The sequence below is a fragment of the Paraburkholderia sp. 2C genome, assembly GCF_054589215.1.
Map to the genome: position 1 here is coordinate 212,280 of NZ_BAAILL010000036.1, position 24,044 is coordinate 236,323.

A 24,044-nucleotide genomic window follows, 5' to 3' on the forward strand; every position below is an offset into this window, starting at 1 on the left:
CAACGTTTGCGGCGCACGAGGCGTGCGCTTTTTATCGTCTCATCACCGCCGGACTGCAAGATGGTACTGAAGAACCTGATCAAGGCAAGAAAGGGATACGGCCACGGCGGGCACGGCGGCGAGCCGTTGTCGGGCGACGTGCAGCTTATCGAGTCCGGTTTGCTGCCGGGCTTCGAGGCATTGCCGACGGTCGTGCTGGTATTGGAGAAACGCACGCTGCGCGTGGCGTTTGCGAATCCATCGGCGGAATCGATGCTGGAGCTGTCGCGCCGGCAGCTCACGCAGATGGCATGGCACGACGTGTTTTCGAATGCCGATGAACTGATGGAGACGATCGCCGCGATCGCCGACCATCGCTTTAACGCGACGCATCTCGACGCGGTGCTCGAACGGCCGGGACGCGAGCCGCTGCATGTGCATGCCGTCGTCGGTTTTCTCGAGAGCGCGCAGGATTACGTGCTGCTCGAGCTGTTCGAAAACGAGCGGCATTTACGTACCGACCGCGAAGAGCGCATTCACGATCTGACGTCGGTCAACAAGCAACTGATCCGCAATCTCGCGCACGAGATCAAGAATCCGCTCGGCGGCATTCGTGGCGCGGCGCAACTGCTCGAGTTCGAGCTGGGCGCGCGCGAGCGCGACGAATTGCGCGAGTACACGCAGGTCGTCATCAAGGAGTCGGACCGGCTGCAGACGCTCGTCGACAGGCTGCTCGAGCCGCACCGGCATCCGCATATCGTCGGCGACGTCAATATTCACGAGGTATGCGAGCGCGTGCGCGCGGTGATTCTCGCGGAGTTTCCGCGCGGCCTGACGGTGGTGCGCGACTATGACGTCAGCGTGCCCGACCTGCGCGGCGATAAGGAACAGCTGATCCAGGCCGTGCTGAACATCGTGCGCAATGCGGCGCAAGCGCTGCACGAACGCATCTCGCAAGGCGATGCACGCATCGAATTGTGTACGCGCATTGCGCGCAAGGTGACGATTGCCAAACGGTTGTGCAAGTTGGCACTGGACTTGCATATCGTGGACAACGGGCCGGGCATTCCCGAAGACATTCGAGACCGCATTTTCTATCCGCTCGTGTCGGGGCGCGAGGACGGGAGCGGTCTTGGATTGACGCTCGCGCAGACCTTCGTGCAACAGCATGAAGGGCTGATCGAAGTGGAAAGCCGCCCGGGCCATACCGAGTTTCAGATTTTGCTGCCGCTCGACTGCTAACCCTTAATGCGCCACAAGCGCGCCACACGCAGCGCCACAAGCGCACCGCACGTCGATGCCGGATGTGGCGCGCATCACGAGACTTCTGACGACCTATATGAAGCCGATCTGGATAGTAGACGACGACCAATCGATCCGCTGGGTGCTTGAAAAAGCGCTCGCGCGCGAAAACTTCGCGACGCGCAGCTTTGCGAATGTGCGCGAGGCAGCTGGCGCACTCGAGCACGACAGTCCGCAAGTGCTTGTGTCCGATATCCGGATGCCGGGCGGCTCCGGGCTCGAACTGCTGCAGACCGTGCGGGACCGCGTGCCCGGCCTGCCGGTCATCATCATGACCGCGTTCTCGGATCTCGACAGCGCCGTGGCCGCATTTCAGGGCGGCGCGTTCGAGTATCTCGCGAAGCCGTTCGACGTCGACAAGGCGGTCGAGCTGATCCGGCGCGCCGTCGACGAAAGCGTGCGCGGCGAGCAGACATGGGACGACCGCGTTGCCGAAGCGCCTGAGATGCTGGGTCAGGCGCCGGCGATGCAGGATATGTTTCGCGCAATCGGCCGCCTGTCGCATTCGGCGGCGACCGTGCTCATTACCGGCGAATCAGGCACCGGCAAGGAACTCGTCGCGCGTGCGCTGCACCGACATAGCCCACGCGCGAGCGGACCGTTTATCGCGTTGAACACCGCAGCCATTCCGAAAGATCTGCTGGAATCCGAACTATTCGGTCACGAGCGAGGCGCGTTCACGGGCGCGCAGGCGATGCGCCAGGGGCGCTTCGAGCAGGCCGAGAACGGCACGCTCTTTCTCGATGAAATCGGCGATATGCCGTTCGATCTGCAGACGCGGCTGTTGCGCGTGCTGTCGGATGGACAGTTCTATCGGGTCGGCGGACATAACCCATTGCGCGCGAATGTGCGCGTGATCGCCGCGACGCATCAGAATCTCGAAGCGCGCGTGCGGCAAGGCCTGTTCCGCGAGGACTTGTACCACCGGCTCAATGTGATCCGGCTGCGTCTGCCGGCATTGCGCGAGCGCAGCGAAGACATTCCGCTTCTGACACGGCATTTCCTGCAGAAGAGCGCGCGCGATCTCGGCGTGGAACCGAAGCGCGTATCGGACGAGGCGTTGGCGTATCTGACGTCGCTGCCGTTTCCGGGCAACGTGCGTCAGCTCGAGAATCTCGCAAACTGGCTGACCGTGATGGCGCCCGCGCAGACGATCGAGATCAAGGATTTGCCGCCGGATCTCGTGTCGGCGGGACAGACGCCGGTTGATGCCGCAAGTGCGGTTGCAGCGGGCGGCGCTGCGGCGGACATGGCCGCGGTCAATGGTGTGGGTTCGGGCGGTGCTGCGTTGGCGGCCGGCGGCGTGGTGCTGGCGCCGGGCGTGCCATCGGCTGTACAGCCGGCGACGAGCGCATGGGAAGGCGGCCTGCGTACCGAAGTCGCGCGGCTGCTGCGTGAAAACTCGCCCGATGTGATGGACGAGCTGTCGCGCCGCTTCGAAGCCGCGGTGATTCGCGAAGCGCTCGATTTCACACGCGGGAGAAAAGTGGAAGCGGCGGAGCGGTTGGGTATCGGCCGCAATACGATTACGCGCAAGATTCAGGAACTGAATCTCGAACCTTGAGGGTGGTTCGATGGGTGTTGCGTTGCCGGTCGCAACGGCTCGATGGCCCAAGCCACCGGGCCGTTTTTTTATTCAGTGAGCGCCACGACGGGCGCGTGGTCGGACGGCTGGTCCCATTTGCGCGGCGTCTTGTCGACATCGCAATGCGTGCAGCTTTCGGCGAGCGGCTTCGACAACAGGATATGGTCGATGCGCAAGCCCGCGTTGCGCCGGAACGCGAGCATCCGGTAGTCCCACCACGTGAAGGTTTTTTCCGGCTGATCGAAGAGGCGGAACGAATCGACAAGGCCCAGTTCGATGAGCCGCGCAAAGCCCGCGCGCTCTTCGGGCGACACGAGGTTCTGGCCTTCCCACGCCTTCGGGTCGTGCACGTCGCGGTCTTCAGGTGCGATGTTGTAGTCGCCGAGCAGGGCGAGCTTCGGATGCTGCGCGAGTTCGCCCGCGAGCCAGCTGTGCATCGCTTCGAGCCAGCGCAGCTTGTACGCGAATTTGTCGGTGCCCGGCGCCTGGCCATTCGGGAAGTACGCGCTGATCACGCGGATCCCTTCGATCGTCGCGGCGATCACGCGCTGTTGCGGATCCTCGAAACCGGGGATATTGCGCACGACGCTGACTTCGTCCACCTGCAGACCGTTTCGCACGAGAATGCCGACCCCGTTGTACGTCTTCTGGCCGGCGAACCAGCTGCGATAGCCCTTTTCCTCGAGCTCGGCGCGCGGGAATTTTTCGTCGGGGAGCTTCAGTTCCTGAAGGCAGAGCACGTCGGTCTGGCTCAGTTCGAGCCAGTCGATCACGTGCTGCTGGCGGACCTTCAGCGAGTTGACGTTCCAGGTGGCGATTTTCATTGTCGTGCTTTTTAAGCGAAAAGTTTGAAGGTCCAACGCGTTGAACGAGCGCGTGTGTTCAACGGGTCGGATGTCGCGAAGTCTGCGCAAGGTCTGCGCGGAGATCGGCCTTGCTGTGAATGATAGCGCCGCCCGTGGCTCGTGCGCGTCGCACTGGATGCAAGGGCAGTGAGGCGGTCATGGTTGCTTGTTGAAGCACCAGGGCCAACAGTTCGTCGGGCTTACACCAAAAGTCTTAAATAAATTTGACGGATCGTCGGCCTCTTCAGTACAATCCGTTTCCTCTGACGCGGGGTGGAGCAGTCTGGCAGCTCGTCGGGCTCATAACCCGAAGGTCGTAGGTTCAAATCCTACCCCCGCAACCAAGTGCAGCAAGGCTTTCAGCCGGTTTTTGCATCCCGTGTGAATTGCCCCGTTTCGCTGTTAGGGCAAACTGAGGGCAAAGCCCGCGCATTTTAGGCGAACTGTCGTCGCAATGGAACCCGCTCCGAGCGGGTTTTTTGTTGCCTGCGCGTTTCGTGCATTCCCGCTTGTAGCTACGCCCAATCAATTCGCGATCCTGATGGATTGCTTCACCCTTGCTGGGTATGACCCGCACTTTGTATTGAGGGACGAACGCACTGGTGCCGCTCTCGCAGACAGACCGTACACGATCGTTACTGAGGATGGCCGGGAGGTCAAAGGCCGGACCGACGCGCTAGGCCATACCTGCAAGGTGGCAGGCGCCGGACGGATTTCGGCAACCATTGATATCCTGGAAGACGAAACCGTCCTTAATCCCGATTGGGACAAGTATCGATGACAGGCAAGAACAAGATAATCAAAACTCAGAAAGCTCGCCTAACGCCGACATCCGACACTACGCCCGTGACGGTGTGCATTGATGATTCGGGCCGCCTGCGCGAAATACGGCGATCCGTAGAGGCAAACAATCGTTCAGGACTGGATGACAATCTGATAATTTGCCAGATTTACATGGAGTCGCGATTCGATCGCAATGCCAGTGCTAGTGGTAGTTCGGCGCGTGGCCTGATGCAGTTGCTGAAGGTCTCCGTTCGCGAACTATACCGCATCAGGAACAACAGGTTGCCGCGATCGTCGCGCAAGACCGAAGACACGCTTGACGCGGAAGCCGATCGCCTTCACGACAGCGCGCAATTTGTTGAAGACGCAACAAACATACAGACAGGAACGGAATACCTTGCCTTGCTGTTGAGGAACGCGCAGGGGTGGCCGACCCGGCGGTGGCGGCATACATCAAGTATCGCGGCGTCACTAACGACATCTATTACAGGACGATAAAGGCGTGCGCAGACAGGCTAAAGAATGGTCCAGAAAACATGCAACTTCTTAGGGACATGGTGAAATGAGGCAGCATGTCAGGAACATACTTTTCCCGCTTGCTCTGGGTTTCTTTCATCATGCGGCGTCGAGCATGGAAGTCGTCACCGATTGTCGGCTTGGCACAGATGGTGGTGAATCGGTTGAGGCGGAAGAATTCCGACTTCAGTGTCGCGAAGAAGCTTTCCATAGCGGCGTTGTCCAGACAGTTTCCCCTTCGGGACATGCCGATCTCAGGCTCGCAAGTCCGTCAAAATCTGCTCCGCCAGAAAATCGCACGGCGGCCTCGCCGATCGCGCACTGCGCGCCAGTATCACTTCGAGTTCGGGAAGCGGCGGCAGACCTTCGGCTTCGCCGAGTGGCGCAAGATAATTCGGCACACTGCACCTCGCGAGCGGCGCAACCGCAAGACCCGCTTCGACCATGGCGAACAGTCCGAGCAGACTCGGGCTCTCGTAGGACATCCGGAAGCGGATGCCTGCCTGTTGCAAGGCTGTCGTTGCATGCGCACGGGCGGCGCTTCCTTGCTCGAATACGGCGATCGGCAGCGGGCGTTCCTTCCACACCTGCTGCTTGCCGCGTGCCGCGGCCCAGACCATCGGCTCGAAGCGGATAAATTCACCAGATACGCCGCGCGCTTTCGTGAAACAGGCGAGGTCAAGCGTATTGTCCTTGAGCAACGGAACGAGTCCGCTACTCGGCAGCCCGATCACGCGGATCTCCACACGCGGATGCGCAACCGCGAACTTCCGCAACACGGCGGGCAGCAGAGACGACGCATAATCGTCGGGCACGCCGATCGTCACACGCCCGCGCATTTCAGGCCGAACCACCGATGCCCATGCTTCCTCGCGCATCGCGAGCATCTGCCGGCCGTAGTCGGCGAGCATCCTGCCTTCCTGTGTCAGGACAACGTCGCGCGTGGTTCGCGTGAAGAGCGGCTTGCCGAGCGCTTCCTCGATCGCCTTGATCTGCATGCTGACCGCCGACGGCGATCGATGCACCGATTGCGCCGCGCGGACGAACGACCCGGTATCCGCAACTGCCACGACCATTTCCAGTACATCGAGATCGAGCTTTTTCATAATTCAGAAAATCTGATTAATACGCTCAGTTTAATCCGTTTTACTCGTGTACTGGCTGGTCGGATACTGGCAGCAGGCTCGATGACAGGCATGGAGAAGCAAATGGGAACGATGACCGAATTCTTGACCGTGGGCGGCATGCTGGCCGTGACGCCGGGCCCGAATATGGTCTATGTGATGTCGCGCTCGGTCGGGCAAGGCCCGAGGGCGGGGTTGATATCGCTGAGCGGCGTTATGCTTGGGTATCTGTTCTATATGTTCGGCGCAGCATTCGGAATTACGGCGCTATTTGTTGCGATTCCCGGCGCATGTCGCGTCCTTGCTGCTTGCGGTGCGCTTTATCTGCTTTATCTCGCCTGCCAGGCGCTCAGGCCCGGTGGCCGTTCGCCATTACAGATCGCGGAAGTTCGAATCGAAGGGCCGCACCGTCTGTTTGCGATGGGCGCGGCCACCAGTCTGCTGAATCCGAAGCTCGCGCTGATTTTTCTGTCGCTGCTGCCGCAATTTATCGATTACCGGACGGGCAGTGTGCTGCGGCAGTCGCTGACGCTCGGTGGTTCACTCATCGTCGCATTTGCTTCAGTTAACGCATTGGTTGCCGTGTCGTCGGGCAGCGTCGCGGGATTGATTGCGAGCCGGCCGCGCTGGCTGCTTGCGCAGCGTTGGGCGATGGGGTTAATGCTCGCGGCGCTCGGGGTGAAGTTGGGTGTCGATGCGTGGTATTGGGCCGTGCCGGTTTGAGGCTCTTTGTCATCGACTACACGGAAAGACTGCAAATGCTGATTGCATAAACAACTAATCTGATTATTTGTATTCACAGGCGGTTTTCTTTAAATGCATTGGAATAGCGCTTTTCGACAAGCGCAGATCTACAATGCCGTTTCATTATCGCGACTCCTCTTGCGAAAACCATGTTGTATAACTAAGCAACTTATCGAATCGAATCTATCGACGATAAGTCGCGAAGTAAGCACTGTGAGGGGACCGCCATGAGCATCAGAATTGGCTGGACCACAAGGGCGTGCATTCAGGCATGGGTACTGTGTGTCGCTGCGATCGTCTTTCCACCGACGATGGCGGATGGCCGGGACGTGTGTCCCAATCCGTTGACCGGTGGTGGACACAATTCTGGCGGGTACGTCTTCGAATATCAATCGTGGTCGTGGGTGAGTCCGGAGCCTAACCACGGTCGATCGTATTGCCATTGTGTTCGCAACAATACCCCTAAGCGGGCGCTATTTATCAATTGGAGCGAAGTCGGACTGAGCACGATCATTCCGCCGGACCAGGTTGCGTACGCGTATTTCACGTCGTCTGAAGGAAGCCCGATTCACCGCGCGGTACCGCTCTGGTATGGGGCCGTCCCCGACAAGGTCGATGTTCAGACCGTCTTCAATTCGCAGGCAGGGCAGACCGCGGATTCCATGCAGCCGGGTGCGAGCGGATTGGCTTCAGCGTCTGCGTCTGCAGATGCCCCGCATGCGTTGTCCTCGAACGATGAACTGGAAACGGAAGTGGCGGCGTTTCTTCCGGATCTCGAGCGCGTTGCGCATACGGTATCGAAAGACCCGACGTATTTGACACGCGAACAGATCATGCGATCGGTCGAGGACAACGCTGAATTTCTGGTCAGCTTCGCGATGAAGTTCTCATCGGATCCGAAAATCGACACACAAAGTGGCGCGTTGATCGCCGTACGGAACGCTTGCGACTATCAGTTCGGGAAGATCTCTGCCGACAAGCAGTCTGTGTACTTTGCAATGCGAATCCGGGATCCGGAATTACATCGCATGGTTTTTCGCACGTCCGAGGCAATGCCATTGAGAAACTGGCCAGGAAAACGGCAGAGCTTCGAAGGTTCGGAAGACTTGCAAAAACACCCCGGGTCGACCCTGACGCTCTCGACTTCAACTTTGGAGATCGTTGCAATCGGCTCCGATACGGTTCTGGCCAGCGTGGACATTCGCTACTACTCCGTCGAGCCAATCGCACCGGATAAGCCATTGGCAATGTCGCCGGCGCCTTCTGAGTGACACGGACACATCATGCCGCAACTGCCGTCGTCGCAGGATTTCTTCGCCAAATGGCATGCATGGGGTCTCGCGTCCTTCGCGACCGTGATCGGCCCATGGCAGGAGAAATTGACGAACATCGGGCTGGTCAGCAACTTCTTTCAACCAGCGTTGAACGTCATAGCGTCGATTATCGGACCCCTTGTTTGTCTTACGTCGTTTGCCGCGCTGAGTACCTGTTCGCGTGCGAAACAGCAAAAGATTGGGATCGCATTTTTCTTCGTCTTTGTGATCCTGATCGTATCGTGCCTGACCTTGCGTCACGGCCTTGGGTTGATCTGGTTTCCAGAGGGAAGCGCGCAAATGGTCGTATGGGTTGCATGGTGGGTCATTTATCTCGGGCTCTTCGCGGCGCTCGGTGTAGCGATTGTTTCCGCCACAATGGCTGCACCGTCGGCTTCAGGCACAAAAAACCATGGCGGCGACGTCAACGCATCGACCCGCAACGGTAACGCGGAACATGAGGGGTAGTGGGGAGATCAAGGCTTACTAATGTTTCGTGACACCTTTCGTGACGCCCGCCTCCGCAGCGTCACCTGCGCAAGCATTCTGTACAGCGCCTTTTCTTCCCGCCATCCGAACCATTCTTCCAATCACCTGACCCGCGCGGACACCTCCGAAAAATTCCACATCAAGCGTCGCGTCGAGTTCGGCGTGGTGGGCAATATTCTCCATTACTCTGATAAGCGTCAGCCGGTCTTCAGACGAAATATGTTCGTTCGCGATTACACGGGCCAATGCGGCGAGACGCGTAAACTGCTCGACATGCCGATGTCCGGCAATGAGCGCACTATCGACGATGCGTTCGAGAAGCACCACGCGGGTGTCCTGCTGTGATTGCGTGGTGCTCTGCGGCGATGTGTCGGTCGTCATCGTCTGATCTCCTTGGACGGAATACAGTCACTTGTCGGTCTTCGACAAGTGTGGGTGCATGCTTCAACATGACGACGCAGTATATCGCATCGATACGTGATCCTTATCAACCGGTCGACGCAAAATATGAAGCACGGTCCGCCGATGCGTCTACCGGTTCTGTATCGCCCAATCCACCGCCGCTTGCGCGTGCAGTGCGGTCGTGTCGAAGACAGGTAACGAAGTGTCTTCCTGTTTGATCAGCAGCGTGATCTCCGTGCATCCGAGAATCACGGCTTGAGCGCCTCTTGCCGCCATCTCGTCGATGGCGCGCTGATAGACCTTGCGCGATTGCGCATCGATCACGCCATGACATAGTTCGTCGTAGATGATCCGGTGCACGTCGTGCCGCGCATCGTCATCGGGAACGAGCGTATCGAGGCCGAACCGCTCGCGCAGTCGCCCCGCGTAGAACGGCTGTTCCATCGTATATCGCGTGCCGAGCAGGCCGACACGCTCGATGCCCGCCGCGCGCAACGCCTCGCCCGTCGGATCGGCGATATGCAGGAAGGGCACGCCGATCGCGCTCTCGACCGACTCGTACACGCGATGCATCGTATTCGTCGCGAGTATCACGATATCGGCGCCGCCGCGCTCGAGGCGTTGCGCGGCATCGGCCATCTGATCGCCGAGCCTGTCCCACGCGCCCGCGCGCTGGTCGGCTTCGATCGAAGCGAAATCGACGGTCAGCATCAGGCTGCGTGCGTTGTGATGGCCGCCGAGCCGCGCTTTCGCGTGGCGGTTCAGCAGCCGGTAGTACTCGGTGGATGATTCCCAGCTCATGCCCCCGATCACGCCAATGGTTTTCATCGTGGTTTCGTGCGCCAATGCGCGCATGGTGATGATCAGCGGCGAGTATAGGCCGCGGCAGCGCGGTCGCAGCGGTACGGATCAGTCGCTTTCGACCAGTACGCCGGGCGGAAAATTCGTCGCGGATGGCTTGATTAAGCTACTGTGTTTTTGTACAGTGTTAACACTTTGAATCCGCCCGATGCCTCGCTGTCACCGGTGGAAGCGTCACTTATTGCTCCGCTCACCGGGCCGCTCGCGTCGCCTGTCCGCAAGATCATTCATTGCGACTGCGACTGCTTTTACGCGTCGGTCGAAATGCGGGACGATCCATCGCTGCGCGGTCGCCCGCTCGCGGTGGGCGGCCGTCCCGAACATCGCGGTGTTGTTGCGACGTGCAACTACGAGGCGCGGCGTTTCGGTGTGCATTCGGCCATGTCGTCGGCGCTCGCGTTGCGCAAGTGTCCGGACCTGCTGATCCTGCCCACGGCCATGGAGAAGTACCGCGTCGCGTCGCGGCAGATCATGGCGATCTATCGCGACTACACGGCCGATGTCGAGCCGCTGTCGCTCGACGAGGCGTATCTCGACGTCACACGCACCGATCGGTGCAAGGGCAGCGCAACGCTGATGGCCGAAGAAATCCGCGCGCGCGTGCGCGAGACGGTGGGCGTCACCGTGTCGGCGGGCGTTGCGCCGAACAAGTTCGTCGCGAAGATCGCATCGGACTGGAACAAGCCCGATGGCTTATACGTCGTGCGCCCGTCGGAAGTCGACGCGTTCGTGGCCGCGTTGCCGGTGCGCAAGATCTTCGGTGTCGGCAAGGTGACGGCCGCGAAGCTCGAAAAGCTCGGGCTCACCACGTGCGCACAGTTGCGCGAATGGCCACTCGTCGATTTGCATCGGCATTTCGGCGTGTTCGGCAAGCGTCTGTACGAACTGTCGCGCGGTATCGACGATCGGCCCGTGCGCGCGCATCAGGAACGCAAGTCGATCAGCGTCGAAACCACGTATGTGACCGACCTGCGCACGTTCGACGAATGTTCGCACGAACTGCGCGAACTGGCCGGGCAACTCGATGTGCGCATCGAGCGCTCGGGCGCGGCCGCCGCGGTCCGCAAGCTGTTCGTGAAGATCCGCTTTGCCGATTTCCAGCGCACGACGGTCGAGTGCGTCGGCAATGTCACGCATCTGCCCACGTTGCTGGTGTTGCTCGAAAAAGGCTTCGCGCGGCGCAGCAAACCGGTACGGCTGCTTGGCGCTGGGGTTCGCCTTGAAGAAGACAGCCTCGCGAAACGTGGGCAGTTCGATCTGTTCGATGACGAAACCGCGGACCCAATCGAAGACGCGAATGAGGACGCGAATGAGGACGCGGGCGAGGTCGCGATTGAGGTCAATGCGCTGGCCGATGAAACGCTCGAAGCCGATATAGATCCCGATTCTGCACAGGATTGATTCTGTCGAGGCGCGATGCACGCGCTGAACCCAAGGCGCGTGTGCATCGCAGACGCAGAAAAAAGGGCATCGCAGATCACTGCAATGCCCCGATTTCCACTCCTCAATCACGCGCGCGCGGACTCAATGCGTCGCTGGCTGCTCTGTCATCCCGTTATGACGCAACAGCGCGTCGATATTCGGCTCGCGTCCGCGGAACGCCTTGAACGATTCCATCGCGGGCCGGCTGCCGCCCACTTCGAGAATCTCGCGGCGATAGCGCGTGCCCGTATCGGCGTCGAGCACGCTGCCGTCCGTCGCTTGAGCCGCTTCTTCGAAGGCCGCATACGCATCGGCCGACAGCACTTCCGCCCACTTGTAGCTGTAATAGCCCGCCGCGTAACCGCCCGCGAAGATATGGCTGAACGTATTCGGCCACCGCGAGAACGACGCCTGCGGAATCACATGAAACTGCTCGTTGATCTCGCGTGCGAGATCGTTCGCGCTCTCCGAACCAGCCGGATCGAAGTCGACATGCAGCTTCATGTCGAACATCGAGAACACGATTTGCCGCAGCGTGCCCAAGCCGCTCTGGAAATTCTTCGCGGCGAGCATCTTGTCGAACAGATCGCGCGGCAGCGATGCGGCGGTATCGACATGCGAGGTCATATCGCTCAGCACGTCCCATTCCCAGCAGAAGTTTTCCATGAACTGCGACGGCAGCTCGACCGCGTCCCACTCGACGCCGTTGATACCCGACACGCCGAGTTCGTCGACACGTGTGAGCATGTGATGCAGCCCGTGGCCGAACTCGTGGAACAGCGTAATCACCTCGTCGTGCGTGAAGCAGGCCGGCTTGCCGCCGATGGGCGCCGAGAAATTGCAGGTGAGGTAGGCGACCGGCGTCTGCACGGGACCCCGCATCGGCTTGCGGCGCGTGCGTGCGTCGTCCATCCACGCACCGCCACGCTTGCCTTCGCGCGCATAGAGATCGAGATAGAACTGCGCGACGAGTCCGCCGTCGGAATTCTCAACGCGGAAAAAGCGCACGTCGGAATGCCACGCGGCCGCTTCGTCGCGCCGGATGCGCACGCCGAACAAGGTCTCGGTGACCTTGAAGAGGCCCTTGAGCACAGCATCTTCAGGGAAGTATTGCTTGACCTCGTTTTCCGAGAACGAGTAGCGCTTCTGACGCAAGCGTTCCGATGCGAAGGCCATGTCCCACGGTTGCATATCGGCGAGGCCGAGTTCGCTTGCGGCGAATTCGCGCAGCTCGTTCCAGTCCTGCTCCGCGTGCGGCCGCGCGCGCGTCGCGAGGTCTTCGAGGAAGGCCATGACCTGCGCCGGCGACTCGGCCATCTTCGGCGCGAGCGACACTTCGGCGAAGTTGCGGTAGCCGAGCATCTTCGCTTCTTCGGCGCGCAGCTTCAGGTGTTCCGCGACGTTGGCCGTGTTGTCCCATTCCGGGTTGCCGTTGCCGTACTGCGGACCGAGCTCCGACGCGCGCGTCACATACGCGCGGTACATCGCTTCGCGCATCGGCCGGTGTTCTGCGTATTGCATGACCGGGAAGTACGACGGGAAATGCAGCGTGAATTTCCAGCCGGGTTTGCCGTCGCGTTCCGCGGCTTCGCGTGCGGCGGCAATCACGTCTTCGGGCAGGCCCGCAAGTTCTTGCTGTGCTTCGGCGACATACGCGTACGCGTTCGTCGCATCGAGCACGTGATCGGAAAACGCCTTCGACAATCCCGCCTGCCGTTCCTGCAGTTCCGCGAAACGCGGCTTCTGGTTTTCGGGCAATTCGGCGCCCGACAAACGGAAATCGCGCAGCGCGTTTTCGAGAATCTTCTTGCGCTCGCCGGTGAGCGTCGCATAGTCGCCGCTCGCCGCGATGGCCTTGTACTTCTCGTACAGTGCAAGGTTCTGGCCGACGCTCGACCAGAATTCGGTCACGCGCGGCAGGTTTTCGCCGTAGACGGCGCGCAGTTCCGGCGTATCCGCAACCGCGTTCAGGTGGCCGATCACCCCCCATGCGCGCGACAGCGGCTCGGTCGCGCGTTCGACCGTTTCGACAATATCGGCCCACGATGCCGGTGTCGCAGGTTCGCTCGCGCGATCGACCGCGGCCGTTGCGTTGGCAAGCAGCACGTCGAGCGCAGGCGTCACATGTTCAGGACGGATCTCGCCGAAACGCGGCAGATCGGTGAAATCGAGGAGCGGATTGTCGGAGGTCGATTGGGTAGTGGACATGGTGCTTCCTGTCTGTCGCGTGATGTTGAAGAGACTCAAACGTTGACGCTTGCAGGGCGCAGTCGCGCCCCGTTATTCGACTATGGGGGCGACGCCTGCCGTTTCCAGTCCGCGACTGCCGGACGAATAGCAGAAAGATCCGAAAGCGCGGAAAGAGCGCGGGGGTCGCCGCCGGACCAAACCCAAGGATACGCATATTTGCACTGCAACGTGACGGCGCGGCCGCAGCGCTACGTGCGCTGCTGCACGGTGTTGCGATAATTGGCGGTATGCCACCCGCGCACCCGCGCACCCGCCACCGATGCGCCTCGCGGCGCATCGCCCGCGTGTGCGTTACTGCTTGCCTGCCGCGCGTTCGGCCGCTTCGATCGTGTTGACGAGCAGCATCGTGATCGTCATCGGCCCGACGCCGCCCGGCACCGGCGTCAGATAACCGGCCACTTCCTTGACGCCGGCGAAGTCGACATCGCCGCAGAGCTTGCCCGCCTCGTCGCGATTCATGCCGACGTCGATGACGGCTGCGCCCGGCTTCACCATATCGGCTGTCAGGATGTTGCGGATGCCGGTCGCGACGACCACGACATCGGCCTCACGCGTATGCGCGCCGATATCGCGCGTCTTGCTGTGGCAGATCGTCACGGTCGCGCCGGCGTCGAGCAGCAGCAGGGCCATCGGCTTGCCGACGATATTCGAGCGGCCGATCACGACCGCATTCGCGCCCTTCAGCGAAATGCCGTATGCGTCGAACATTTTCATGATGCCGTACGGCGTGCACGGCCTGAAGAGCGGTTTGCCCGTCATCAGCGCGCCTGCATTCGCGACGTGAAAACCGTCGACGTCTTTCTCCGGCGCAATCGCTTCGATTACTTTATGGCTATCGATATGCGCAGGCAGCGGCAGCTGCACGAGAATGCCGTGAATCTTCGGGTTGCGGTTCAGTTCGTCGATGCGCGCGAGCAGGTCGGCCTCGGACATCGTCGGCGGATAGCGGTCGTACGACGAGTGGAAGCCATTGTCCTCGCAGGCCTTCACCTTGTTGCGGACATAGACCTCGCTCGCCGGATTGTCGCCGACGAGCACGACTGCGAGGCCCGGCTGATGGCCTCGCGCGGTCAACGCGGCGGCGCGCGACGCGACATCGGCGCGCAAAGTCTTCGAAAGGGCGGTGCCGTCGATCAGGGTGGCTGTCATGGTCGGTTGGGAATGGGCAGTGAGAAGAACACCTGGATCAGGCGTCGGCGACAGCGCCTCGCAGCATCGCAGAAGCGCGCCGAAGCAGTCGCACGAAACACACGCGGCGCAGAAAACTGCGCCGCGATTTTCACTACGCCATTATACCGTCGCTGCTTTGTGTTGGCCCTTGTGTTGGCCCTTGTGTTGACCCTTGTGTTGGCCCTTGCATTGCCCTTGTGCCGCCTTGACGACGGCGCTCAGGGCGCCGCTCGACGCCAGCGCGCGTTCAGGGCTGTGCCCGCTGCCACGACGAATCGGGATCGTACGAGCGGATCGCATCGACCGCACTCGTCGTGCGCCGGCCCAGATCCTTCTGATACACCTGCCCATCTTGATTGACGATGAAGCTCATCACGCCTGTCTTGCCGTATTCGGCGGGCCACGCAACGAGCGCGAAACCGCTCTTCAGCACGCCATCCTGCAGATAGCTTTGCGCGCCGCCGTTCGCATGCGCGCCTTGCGCGGTGAGAATGCGGAAGTGATAGCCGTGATACGCCTCGCCCGGTGCGATATGCCGCTGCATCGTGGCGGCGAGCGGTCCCAGCGGGCTTTCCGCTTCGCCCGGCGCTGTGTCCCAGTACAGGCCGTCGTGCTGACGCGGCGAGCTGATGAACTTCTGCGCGTAGTGCTGCGTGAGGTTCCGGTAGTCGTTCTGTGCATCGACGTAGGCTTGCGACGTCAGAATCGCCGAACGCTCGTTGCGACCGATACGGCGCGTGAGCATTTCGTCGGTCGCGGCGGGCGTGTTGAAACGCCAGCCGCCCGCGACTTTCTCGAGCGGAATTGGCAGCGTCCAGCCGCCGTCGCCGACTTCGAGATGCGCGCTCGGGCGGCCATTGCGCGAGGTCGGATCGTCGACGATCTTATGGCCTTTGGCCCACTGACCGAGAAACGCGTAGATATCGTCTTCGCCGATATCGGTGGTCGGAATGTAGTGCGGGTAGTGGCTGCCGAGTACGCGGTTCATTGCCGCGTGATCGTTGACGGCAAGCGCGTTGACGAATGCGTCGGCGGCGGCCTCGGCGGTCGGATAAACAGCTTGCGCGCGCGCGGCAGGCGCGAGGCATAGCAGAGCGGCCACGGCGATCAGCGTAGCGGCCGCGCCGCGCGCAAGGTTTGCGACCGCGTGATGATGTGATGCCGCGCCATGCGCGAGGTTCGGTGCGTGTTGCGGGCGCGATGCGGAAAAGCGGTTCATGTTGGGCTCCTTGTCGAGTGATCAGCGGCCACGGCCGAAGTTGCGTCCACCGCCGCCGCCGCCGCCGAAACCGCCGGACCTTCCGCCACCTTGCAATCCGCCACCCTGCATCCCGCCGCCGCCCTGCACCCCACCGCCTTCGACCCCGCCGCGCTGGGCGTCGCCTCCCTGGAAGCCGCGTTGTCCGCCGCCATCCGCGCCGGGGCGATTCGCGTTGGCCTGCTGGCCCGCGCCGCCGGCGCCCATGCGTGCGTCGTTGTTATTCGCGAGCGATTCGCGGCTCGCCTGCCCGCGTTGCATGTCCGAGCGCGCGGTGCCGGCGTCTCCGGCGCCGCGCAGTGCATTGTCGCGGTTGACGTTCTGCGCGCTGTTGCGGACGTTGCCCGTGTTCTCGCCGCCGCTACGGATGTTATTGACCCGCTGGCTTGCCGAGCCGCTCAGATTTTGTCCCGTGCGGTTCTGCAAGGCCTGCTGCGCCTGCTGGCGCGACGCATCGCGGCCGCGATACGCGTCGCGCTGCGCAGCCAGATTCGCGTTGTTGAGGTTCGCGCTGTTCAAATTCGTGCTGCGGTTGATATTCGCGTTCGTTCGATTGATGCTCTCGTTGCGATTCCAGTTCGCTGTCGTCGTGCTGGTGTTGATGCGATTGTTGACGTTGATGTTGTTATAGCGATTGACGTTGATATTCACGTCATGGTTGTTCCAGTTGAAACCGCCCCACAGCGAGTTCGCAACCGCGACGCCGGCGCCGAATGCGAGGCCCGTGGCGAAGCCGGTCGCAATCGCGTAGCCCGGTGGCGGCGGCACATACACGGGCGGATAGGCAGGGTAGGGCCACGCGCCGTACACCACGGTCGGGTTATACGTGGGGACGTAGACCACTTGCGGATTGGCCGGCACGATCTGGATGGTGCTCTGCTCGACCACCACTTTCTGCTGCTCGTTGGTTTTCAGATTGCCCGCGTGCTGCGCCTGTTTGCGCAAGCGCTGCACCGAATCCATCACGTCGTTTGGCTGCGCGAGAAATGCATTGCCCAGTTGCGTGACCCAATCGGGCTTCGACGCCATCGTCGCGAGCACCTGGGGGAACGCGACGAGCGACTGCACACTTGGGTCCCACGGTTCCGATGCGACCGCCTTGACGGCGTCGTCGCCCTGCTTTTGCGGATTGGCCTTCGACCATTGCGCGGCCTCCTGGACCTGCTGCGGGAAGGTCGCGGCCATCAGCACCTGTGCGAGCAGCGCGTCGGGATAGAGCGCGATGGGGGCGGTCAGCGAATCGAGTTGCTGGCTGGAGACTTTTGCCGCGCTTTGCGCAAGCGCGGCGGTGGGCATTGCAATGCCGGCGATGCCGGCTATGAACGGCGCGCCGACGAGCGCTGCGCACATCAGCAGCTCACATTGACGTGTTCCGGAACGTTTCATGTTCATGTCCTCCTTGCGTGATCACGAAGAAGCGGACGTCGAAGCAGAAGGCAACGCTGCGAAAAAGAGCGAGGTGCCGCGGCATGATGCCGGTCAATCATGAGGCATTCCTGACGATGATGGAATATTTAAAAGTAGGGGCCAAAGGCAGTGCTGTCAATCGATACGGCACCAAGTTTTACGTTCTACTGCCGATATGACGAGGTATCCATGTGTGCTGCCTATATCCATCGCGCATCTGTTAATGAATGTGTTCGATGCAATGCAAACTATGTTTGGATAGCTAATGAATTGACGTATGGGGAGAAAAAAGAAAGGCGCAACGGAAAGCGCAAAAGAAAAGCGGGCCAATGGCCCGCTTCGTTACCGCGAAGAAGTGAGAAGAGCTGGCGCTAAAGCGCTCGCGTTACTGTGCCTGCTGCGGCTTGTTCGACAGCGCGAGGCGCAGCAGGTCCGCGACGGTATTCACGTTCAGCTTTTCCATGATATTCGCGCGGTGCGCTTCGACCGTCTTGATGCTGATGCCGAGGTCGTCGGCGATCTGCTTGTTCAGGCGGCCCGCAATGATCCGCTCGAGCACCTGATGCTCGCGTGCGGTGAGCTTGCCGAGGCGCTCGGCTGCCGCGCGCTGCTGTTGCACGCTGGTGCTTTCGCTGCGCGCCTTGTCGAGCATGCGCTCGACGAGCTTGCGCAGTTCCGCTTCGTCGAACGGCTTCTCGATGAAATCCATGGCACCTTTTTTCATCGTCGAGACGGCCATCGGCACGTCGCCGTGACCCGTCACGAAGATGATCGGCAGCAAGGTGTTGTCCGCGATCAGCCGCTCCTGCAATTCAAGCCCGCTCATGCCCGACATCCGCACATCGAGGATCAGGCACGCGATCTGCCCCGGATGCTGATGCGGCTGCCACGCCTCGATGAACTGCTCGGCGCTCGAGAAACACTGCACGCGATAACCGTTCGCTTCCAGCAGCCAGCGCAGCGAGTCTCGCACCGCCTCGTCGTCGTCGACGACAAACACGGTTTCCTGTGTGGTGACTGGGGTGTTCATAGCTCTCCCGTAACGGTTTGTGGTGTCGGCGCCTCGTGCCCGCCGTTGCTCGGGCCGTCGGGTTCGCCGATGGGCAGACTGCAGTGGAAAGTGGCACCGGTGATGTGGCCGTCCGCTTCGACGTTGTTCACCACCCACAGGCGGCCGCGGTGAGACTCGATAATCGACCGGCAGATATTGAGGCCCATGCCCATGCCGTCCGACTTCGTGCTGTAAAACGGTTCGAACAGATGCTCGGCGGTCGCTTCGTCGACACCGGGGCCCTGATCGACGACGCTGATGCACACATTGCCCGCCTCGAGCCGCGCGATCACGCGGATCACCGGATCGACCGCATCGGGCCGCGCGTCATGCATCGCTTCGGCGCCGTTCTTCAGCAGGTTGACGAGCACCTGCTCGATCAGCACCGGATCGACATAGATGACCGGCAGTCGCGAGCGGATATCGGTGACGATGCGAATGCGGCGCTTGCGGGCTTCGAGTTCGGCAAGCCCGACCGCATCGGCGACGATATCGGCGACGCGGGTGGCCTGGCGCTTCGGTTCGCTGCGTTTCACGAATTCACGGATCCGCTTGATGATCATGCCGGCCCGCACGGCCTGCTGCGCGGTTTTTTCCAGCACCGGCAGCAGATTGTCGGGAGTTGTCCGCCCAGATTTAACCAGCGCAACCGCGCCAGAGCAATAGTTGTTGATCGCGGCGAGCGGCTGGTTCAACTCGTGCGCGAGCGACGACGCCATTTCTCCCATCGTCATCAGGCGGCTCGTGAACTGCAGTTTCTCGTCCTGCTGGCGTGCGAGTTCCTGCGCCTGCTTGCGCGTGGTGATGTCGGTTGCGATCTGCATCTGCGCAAGATGGCCGTCGACCCACTGAATGTACTGGCGCCGCACTTCGAACCACTTCTGGATGCTCTGCACATACACTTCCTGCGCATCGGCCGTGCTTTCGGTCAGTGCGGCGGCGGGCAGGCCCGCATACGTATCGACCATGTCGATCGAATCGGACGACGCCTGCGAGCTATCGAAACCGCCACCGCCCGCCAGTTCGAGATGGCCGTCCGGGCGGATGCCGAACAGGTGCCGGTAATAGCGGTTCGCGAACAGCAGTTCGGCTTCGTCGGCGGCCAGCACCGACACCGCGGCGTCGAGGCTCTCGAGCACGGTGGTGAAGCGTTCGTGCGCGGCGGCGAGTTCTTCGCGCGCGCGCTTCGGTTCGGTGATGTCGGTCATCGACGACATCCAGCCGGTCTGCCGTCCCGAGCTGTCGATCAGCGGCGATACATACAGCCGTGCATGAAAGAGCGACCCGTCCTTGCGCCGCACGCGCAATTCGAAACCCGACGACGGCGCCTTGCCGCGCAAGGTCATGTCGAGTTGCCGCTGCATCTCCGGATACGAATCGCGCGGCCAGTACGGGAACGGCGCGGTCTTGCCGACGAGGTCGATCTCGTCCCAGCCCGTCATGCGGCAGAACGCCGGGTTCACGTGCGTGATGCGGCCATGCATGTCGAGCACGCGCATGCCGATCAGCACCGAGTTTTCCATCGCGCGCCGGAAGAACGCTTCCGCATAGAGCGCCTGCTGCGCCTCGAAGCGCTGCCGCGTGTGTTTCCACAAACTCCACAGGCTCCACAGCACGAAGCACGACAAACCGGCGACGAGCCACACGAGCGTGTTGTTCGTGAAGTTCGTCATCTGCGGGTAGGCGTAGACGCGCACCGAAATGCCCTGGCCCGGCGGATCGAGCGGCAGATCGTAGTACGCGTCGCGCGGCAGGCGAGGGCGCGTCGACGTGGTTGCGAGCTCGCGGTTGTTGATATCGATGATCGAAATCTTGTACTTCGCGGACAGTTCGGGCGGGATGTCGCGCTTGAGCATGCCTTCGACCGAGAACACCGCGGCAATGCTGCCGAGGAATTCGCGGTCGCGATAAACCGGCGTTTGCAGCGTGATATAGCCGTTGCCGAGATCGTCGTAGAGGAGCGGCGAATAGACCTGCCTGCGCGTGGTGCGCGCTTCGTTGAACGCGGCTTTGACGGCCTCGTCCATCTGCTGGTCGTTCGGTTTGGCGAGGCGCTGGCCGAGTACCGGCAGCGGCGTGTTGGGCCAGCGCGGCTGGGACTCGGACGTGTACCAGTTCATGTAGAGGATCTCGGGATGCCCCTGCATGATGTCGGCGGTGGAAACCTGGAAGGAGTGCGGGTCCGCGCGGCCCGTGACCAGATCGCGCGAGAGCGCCTGGATCTGTTCCTGCGCGCCTGTCATTGACAGGCGGATCTGCTGCTGCGCCCAGGCGACGTTTCGATACAGCGTGTCTTCCTGCTGCTGCTGCTCGCGCCGGTTGAGACTCCACAAGATGAGGCTCATTACGACGAGGAACACCAGAATAGACAGCAGCGGCGTCAGCAAATAGGAATTCGACCACCACGGTCCGTGGTGCCAGCGGGACGGCGCCGTATCCGCCGGCGAACCGGACGGCCGCGCCGAACGTGTGAAAAGCCGATCGGTCAACATGGACCGCATTGTAGCGCAGCAGGTCCGCCCGAAATCGCGCAGAAAAGCGTCGAAAGTCACATTAACAGGAGCAAACTAGTCCACGTACCAGCAGATGGGCAGTCAAACCAGGGTGCGCCGCAACAATTTTCCGCATTATGAGAAAGCATCTCGCAATTCGAAAATTTTGTTGCGTGGACCTCGTGGGCATCATTAAAATCGGCCGAAACTGCCGCGGCCGTGCCTCGTCCGCGTCGTCCACTCACGAGCGTTCCTCTATATCCAGGAGACGAGCATGTCCGCTGTACCCGATGAAGTACTGAAGTATGTCGCCGCGTCGAAAGACGACAGCGATCCGCAAGAAACGGCTGAATGGCTCGAAGCGCTGGATGGCGTGATTTCTGCTGTGGGCCCGAACCGTGCTCACTACCTGATCGAAAAGCAGATCGAATTTGCGCGCGTGCACGGCGAACATCTGCCGTTCTCCGCCAACACCCCCTACATCAATACGATCCCGGTCGCGAATCAGGCCAAGATTCCCGGCGACCAGGACATCGAACACCGTATCCGCTCGTACACGCGCTGGAACGCCATGGCAATGGTGCTGCGCGCGGGCAAGGACACCAACGTCGGCGGCCATATCGCTTCATTCGCCTCGGCGGCCACGCTGTACGACGTCGGCTTCAACCACTTCTGGCATGCGCCTTCCGCCGATCACGGCGGCGACCTCGTGTTCGTGCAAGGTCACTCGTCGCCGGGCGTTTACTCGCGCGCGTTCCTGCTGGGCCGGCTATCGGAAAAGCAGGTCGACAACTTCCGCCAGGAAGTCGGCGGCGAGGGCATCTCGTCGTATCCGCACCCGTGGCTGATGCCGGACTTCTGGCAGTTCCCGACCGTGTCGATGGGCCTCGGCCCGATCATGGCCATCTATCAGGCGCGCTTCATGAAGTACCTGCAGGCGCGCGGCATCGTCAAGACCGAAGGCCGCAAGGTCTGGGCCTTCCTCGGCGACGGCGAAACCGATGAGCCGGAATCGCTCGGCGCGATCGGCATGGCCGGCCGCGAGCGCCTCGACAACCTCGTGTTCGTGATCAACTGCAACCTGCAGCGTCTCGACGGTCCGGTGCGCGGCAACGGCAAGATCATCCAGGAACTCGAAAGCGAATTCCGCGGCGCCGGCTGGAACGTGATCAAGGTCGTCTGGGGCAGCCGCTGGGATGCGCTCTTCGCGCGCGACCGGTCGGGCGCGCTGATGCGCCGCATGATGGAAGTCGTCGACGGCGAATATCAGACGTATAAATCGGAGTCGGGCGCATTCGTGCGCGAGCACTTCTTCAACACGCCGGAACTGAAGGCGCTCGTCGCCGACTGGACCGACGACGAAGTGTGGAACCTCAATCGCGGCGGCCACGACCCGCACAAGATCTTCGCGGCGTACAAGGCGGCGACCGAGGCGAAGGGCCAGCCGACCGTGATCCTCGCGAAGACGATCAAGGGTTACGGGATGGGCGAAGCCGGCCAGGCGATGAACATCACGCACCAGCAGAAGAAGATGCAGGTCGAGGCGCTCAAGCAGTTCCGCGACCAGTTCCGCCTGCCGATTTCCGACGACGACATCACGCACATCCCGTATCTGAAGTTCGAGGAAGGCTCGAAGGAACTCGAGTACATGCGCGCCCGCCGCCAGGAACTGGGCGGCTATCTGCCGGCGCGTCGTGAAAAGGCGGCGGAGTCGCTGCCGGTGCCGGAACTCGCCGTGTTCGAACCGCTCCTGAAGGGCACCGGCGAAGGCCGCGAGATCTCGACGACGATGGCGTTCGTGCGGATCCTGAACATCCTGCTGAAGGACAAGACGCTCGGCAAGCGGGTCGTGCCGATCGTGCCGGACGAGTCGCGCACCTTCGGTATGGAAGGGCTGTTCCGCCAGATCGGTATCTGGAATCAGGACGGCCAGAAGTATGTGCCGGAAGACTCCGACCAGTTGATGTTCTACAAGGAATCGGAAACCGGCCAGATCCTGCAGGAAGGGATCAACGAAGCAGGCGGCATGTCGGACTGGATCGCGGCGGCGACGGCGTACTCGACGCACAACGAGATCATGATCCCGTTCTACATCTACTACTCGATGTTCGGCTTCCAGCGCATCGGTGACCTCGCGTGGGCCGCCGGCGACATGCGCTCGCGCGGCTTCCTGCTGGGCGGCACGGCGGGCCGCACGACGCTGAACGGCGAAGGTCTGCAGCACGAAGACGGCCACTCGCTGCTGTGGGCGTCGTCGATTCCGAACTGCATCAGCTACGACCCGACCTTCGGCTACGAGCTTGCGGTGATCATTCAGGATGGCCTGCGCCGGATGGTGCAGGAGCAGGAGGACGTGTTCTATTACCTGACGGTGATGAACGAGAACTACGAGCATCCGGCGATTCCGCAGGGTGACGGCGTGGCGCCGGACATCATCAAGGGCATGTACGCGTTCCGCAAGGCGGAGGCCGATGCCGCATCCGGCAAAAGCGCGCCGCGCGTGCAGCTGATGGGCGCGGGCACGATCTTCAACGAAGTGATCGCCGCCGCCGATCTGCTGAAGAACGACTGGAACGTCGCCGCGGACCTGTGGAGCGTGCCGAGCTTCACCGAACTCGCGCGCGAAGGCCACGAAGTGCAGCGCTGGAACCTGCTGCATCCGACGGAAGAGAAGAAGGTCTCGCACGTCGAGAAGCTGCTCAAGGATGCGAAGGGGCCGGTGATCGCCTCGACCGACTATGTGCGCGCGCTGACCGAGCAGATCCGCGCGTTCGTGCCGCAGCGTTTCGTCGTGCTTGGCACCGACGGTTTCGGCCGTTCGGATACGCGCGAACAGCTGCGCCATTTCTTCGAAGTCGACCGCTACTGGGTCACCGTGGCAGCGCTGAATGCGCTTGCCGATGAGGGTACGATTGAGCGCAAGGTCGTGGCCGACGCGATCAGGAAGTACAACCTCGACCCGTCCAAACCCAACCCGATGACCGTCTAACTCGTCGCCTCCCCGGCGACGTCGTGCGCACTCCGCTTTCGCAGCCGGGCGGAGTGCGCTCG

The 24,044-nt window shown here is 61.6% G+C and carries 20 protein-coding genes and 1 tRNA gene; 10 read left to right on the top strand and 11 right to left on the bottom strand.

Annotated features, from left to right (window positions below):
* The first annotated feature begins 60 nt into the window (after positions 1–60).
* A complete protein-coding gene (gene glnL, locus ACYPXD_RS13580) occupies positions 61–1,221 on the top strand; it encodes a nitrogen regulation protein NR(II) (RefSeq protein WP_459713290.1) in 1,161 nt (386 codons plus the stop codon).
* Positions 1,222–1,318: 97 nt separating this feature from the next.
* Entirely contained in the window at positions 1,319–2,845 is a 1,527-nt protein-coding gene (ntrC, locus tag ACYPXD_RS13585; protein ID WP_459713292.1) for a nitrogen regulation protein NR(I), read from the top strand.
* A 68-nt stretch (positions 2,846–2,913) separates the two neighbouring features.
* Here the strand turns inward: ntrC and xth are convergent, their stop codons facing one another.
* Complete coding sequence (gene xth, locus ACYPXD_RS13590; protein ID WP_459711970.1) at positions 2,914–3,690, bottom strand: exodeoxyribonuclease III; 777 nt, start codon at positions 3,688–3,690, stop codon at positions 2,914–2,916.
* 288 nt (positions 3,691–3,978) lie between these two features.
* On the opposite strand from xth, the gene ACYPXD_RS13595 reads away from it, so the two are divergent.
* The 3 genes from ACYPXD_RS13595 (at position 3,979) to ACYPXD_RS13605 (ending at position 4,992) form a co-directional block, all read left to right on the top strand.
* Positions 3,979–4,055 (top strand) — tRNA-Met (locus ACYPXD_RS13595).
* Between the two features lie 110 nt (positions 4,056–4,165).
* Positions 4,166–4,492 (top strand): hypothetical protein, encoded by a 327-nt coding sequence (locus ACYPXD_RS13600; protein WP_459711972.1) that lies wholly within the window; start codon positions 4,166–4,168, stop codon positions 4,490–4,492.
* Positions 4,489–4,992 (top strand): transglycosylase SLT domain-containing protein, encoded by a 504-nt coding sequence (locus tag ACYPXD_RS13605; protein ID WP_459711974.1) that lies wholly within the window; start codon positions 4,489–4,491, stop codon positions 4,990–4,992. Before ACYPXD_RS13600 ends, ACYPXD_RS13605 begins: the two co-directional genes overlap by 4 nt.
* On the opposite strand, the gene ACYPXD_RS13610 is transcribed toward ACYPXD_RS13605, so the two are convergent.
* Positions 4,979–5,221, bottom strand: a complete 243-nt coding sequence (locus ACYPXD_RS13610; RefSeq protein WP_459713385.1) for a hypothetical protein — start codon at positions 5,219–5,221, stop codon at positions 4,979–4,981. The two genes, ACYPXD_RS13605 and ACYPXD_RS13610, sit on opposite strands and share 14 nt — an antisense overlap.
* Before the next feature lie 43 nt (positions 5,222–5,264).
* Positions 5,265–6,116, bottom strand: a complete 852-nt coding sequence (locus ACYPXD_RS13615; RefSeq protein WP_459711976.1) for a LysR substrate-binding domain-containing protein — start codon at positions 6,114–6,116, stop codon at positions 5,265–5,267.
* 102 nt (positions 6,117–6,218) lie between these two features.
* Here ACYPXD_RS13615 and ACYPXD_RS13620 point away from each other — a divergent pair, with 102 nt between their 5' ends.
* The 3 genes from ACYPXD_RS13620 to ACYPXD_RS13630 all read left to right on the top strand — a co-directional run bounded on the left by ACYPXD_RS13620 (position 6,219) and on the right by ACYPXD_RS13630 (position 8,659).
* On the top strand, positions 6,219–6,857 hold the full coding sequence (locus ACYPXD_RS13620; protein WP_459713295.1) for a LysE family translocator: 639 nt from the start codon (positions 6,219–6,221) through the stop codon (positions 6,855–6,857).
* Between the two features lie 248 nt (positions 6,858–7,105).
* Positions 7,106–8,149, top strand: coding sequence for a hypothetical protein (locus tag ACYPXD_RS13625; RefSeq protein ID WP_459711978.1), 1,044 nt, complete (start codon positions 7,106–7,108; stop codon positions 8,147–8,149).
* Positions 8,150–8,257: 108 nt separating this feature from the next.
* On the top strand, positions 8,258–8,659 hold the full coding sequence (locus tag ACYPXD_RS13630; RefSeq protein WP_459711980.1) for a hypothetical protein: 402 nt from the start codon (positions 8,258–8,260) through the stop codon (positions 8,657–8,659).
* Between the two features lie 18 nt (positions 8,660–8,677).
* On the opposite strand, the gene ACYPXD_RS13635 is transcribed toward ACYPXD_RS13630, so the two are convergent.
* Positions 8,678–9,061, bottom strand: coding sequence for a hypothetical protein (locus ACYPXD_RS13635; protein WP_459711982.1), 384 nt, complete (start codon positions 9,059–9,061; stop codon positions 8,678–8,680).
* 150 nt (positions 9,062–9,211) lie between these two features.
* Complete coding sequence (locus ACYPXD_RS13640) at positions 9,212–9,910, bottom strand: aspartate/glutamate racemase family protein (protein ID WP_459711984.1); 699 nt, start codon at positions 9,908–9,910, stop codon at positions 9,212–9,214.
* A gap of 144 nt (positions 9,911–10,054) precedes the next feature.
* Between ACYPXD_RS13640 and dinB the strand changes: the two genes are divergently transcribed.
* Positions 10,055–11,344, top strand: coding sequence for a DNA polymerase IV (dinB, locus tag ACYPXD_RS13645; RefSeq protein WP_459711986.1), 1,290 nt, complete (start codon positions 10,055–10,057; stop codon positions 11,342–11,344).
* A 123-nt stretch (positions 11,345–11,467) separates the two neighbouring features.
* Here dinB and ACYPXD_RS13650 read toward each other — a convergent pair whose 3' ends face one another.
* The 6 genes from ACYPXD_RS13650 to fixL form a co-directional block, all read right to left on the bottom strand.
* Positions 11,468–13,573: a M3 family metallopeptidase gene (locus ACYPXD_RS13650; protein ID WP_459711988.1), complete on the bottom strand. Its 2,106-nt coding sequence runs from the start codon at positions 13,571–13,573 to the stop codon at positions 11,468–11,470.
* A gap of 333 nt (positions 13,574–13,906) precedes the next feature.
* The gene (folD, locus tag ACYPXD_RS13655; protein WP_459711991.1) at positions 13,907–14,764 is read right to left on the bottom strand and encodes a bifunctional methylenetetrahydrofolate dehydrogenase/methenyltetrahydrofolate cyclohydrolase FolD; all 858 of its coding nucleotides are present in this window, start codon (positions 14,762–14,764) and stop codon (positions 13,907–13,909) included.
* 268 nt (positions 14,765–15,032) lie between these two features.
* Positions 15,033–16,004, bottom strand: coding sequence for a DUF2950 domain-containing protein (locus tag ACYPXD_RS13660; RefSeq protein WP_459711993.1), 972 nt, complete (start codon positions 16,002–16,004; stop codon positions 15,033–15,035).
* A gap of 21 nt (positions 16,005–16,025) precedes the next feature.
* Entirely contained in the window at positions 16,026–17,429 is a 1,404-nt protein-coding gene (locus ACYPXD_RS13665; protein WP_459711995.1) for a DUF3300 domain-containing protein, read from the bottom strand.
* Positions 17,430–17,835: 406 nt separating this feature from the next.
* Positions 17,836–18,480 (bottom strand): oxygen response regulator transcription factor FixJ, encoded by a 645-nt coding sequence (gene fixJ / locus ACYPXD_RS13670; RefSeq protein WP_075156744.1) that lies wholly within the window; start codon positions 18,478–18,480, stop codon positions 17,836–17,838.
* Positions 18,477–20,993, bottom strand: a complete 2,517-nt coding sequence (gene fixL / locus ACYPXD_RS13675; protein WP_459711998.1) for an oxygen sensor histidine kinase FixL — start codon at positions 20,991–20,993, stop codon at positions 18,477–18,479. The genes fixJ and fixL overlap by 4 nt, the downstream gene beginning before the upstream one ends.
* A gap of 274 nt (positions 20,994–21,267) precedes the next feature.
* On the opposite strand from fixL, the gene aceE reads away from it, so the two are divergent.
* Positions 21,268–23,982 (top strand): pyruvate dehydrogenase (acetyl-transferring), homodimeric type, encoded by a 2,715-nt coding sequence (gene aceE, locus ACYPXD_RS13680; RefSeq protein WP_459712000.1) that lies wholly within the window; start codon positions 21,268–21,270, stop codon positions 23,980–23,982.
* Positions 23,983–24,044: the final 62 nt, after the last annotated feature.

Excerpts from the sequence above, each read along its gene's own strand:
- glnL (WP_459713290.1), top strand. The coding sequence starts at position 61 with ATGGTACTGAAGAACCTGATCAAGGCAAGAAAGGGATACGGCCACGGC.
- ntrC (WP_459713292.1), top strand. The coding sequence starts at position 1,319 with ATGAAGCCGATCTGGATAGTAGACGACGACCAATCGATCCGCTGGGTG.
- xth (WP_459711970.1), bottom strand. The coding sequence starts at position 3,690 with ATGAAAATCGCCACCTGGAACGTCAACTCGCTGAAGGTCCGCCAGCAG.
- ACYPXD_RS13600 (WP_459711972.1), top strand. The coding sequence starts at position 4,166 with ATGGAACCCGCTCCGAGCGGGTTTTTTGTTGCCTGCGCGTTTCGTGCA.
- ACYPXD_RS13605 (WP_459711974.1), top strand. The coding sequence starts at position 4,489 with ATGACAGGCAAGAACAAGATAATCAAAACTCAGAAAGCTCGCCTAACG.
- ACYPXD_RS13610 (WP_459713385.1), bottom strand. The coding sequence starts at position 5,221 with ATGGAAAGCTTCTTCGCGACACTGAAGTCGGAATTCTTCCGCCTCAAC.
- ACYPXD_RS13615 (WP_459711976.1), bottom strand. The coding sequence starts at position 6,116 with ATGAAAAAGCTCGATCTCGATGTACTGGAAATGGTCGTGGCAGTTGCG.
- ACYPXD_RS13620 (WP_459713295.1), top strand. The coding sequence starts at position 6,219 with ATGGGAACGATGACCGAATTCTTGACCGTGGGCGGCATGCTGGCCGTG.
- ACYPXD_RS13625 (WP_459711978.1), top strand. The coding sequence starts at position 7,106 with ATGAGCATCAGAATTGGCTGGACCACAAGGGCGTGCATTCAGGCATGG.
- ACYPXD_RS13635 (WP_459711982.1), bottom strand. The coding sequence starts at position 9,061 with ATGACGACCGACACATCGCCGCAGAGCACCACGCAATCACAGCAGGAC.
- ACYPXD_RS13640 (WP_459711984.1), bottom strand. The coding sequence starts at position 9,910 with ATGAAAACCATTGGCGTGATCGGGGGCATGAGCTGGGAATCATCCACC.
- ACYPXD_RS13650 (WP_459711988.1), bottom strand. The coding sequence starts at position 13,573 with ATGTCCACTACCCAATCGACCTCCGACAATCCGCTCCTCGATTTCACC.
- folD (WP_459711991.1), bottom strand. The coding sequence starts at position 14,764 with ATGACAGCCACCCTGATCGACGGCACCGCCCTTTCGAAGACTTTGCGC.
- ACYPXD_RS13660 (WP_459711993.1), bottom strand. The coding sequence starts at position 16,004 with ATGAACCGCTTTTCCGCATCGCGCCCGCAACACGCACCGAACCTCGCG.
- ACYPXD_RS13665 (WP_459711995.1), bottom strand. The coding sequence starts at position 17,429 with ATGAAACGTTCCGGAACACGTCAATGTGAGCTGCTGATGTGCGCAGCG.
- fixJ (WP_075156744.1), bottom strand. The coding sequence starts at position 18,480 with ATGAACACCCCAGTCACCACACAGGAAACCGTGTTTGTCGTCGACGAC.
- fixL (WP_459711998.1), bottom strand. The coding sequence starts at position 20,993 with ATGTTGACCGATCGGCTTTTCACACGTTCGGCGCGGCCGTCCGGTTCG.
- aceE (WP_459712000.1), top strand. The coding sequence starts at position 21,268 with ATGTCCGCTGTACCCGATGAAGTACTGAAGTATGTCGCCGCGTCGAAA.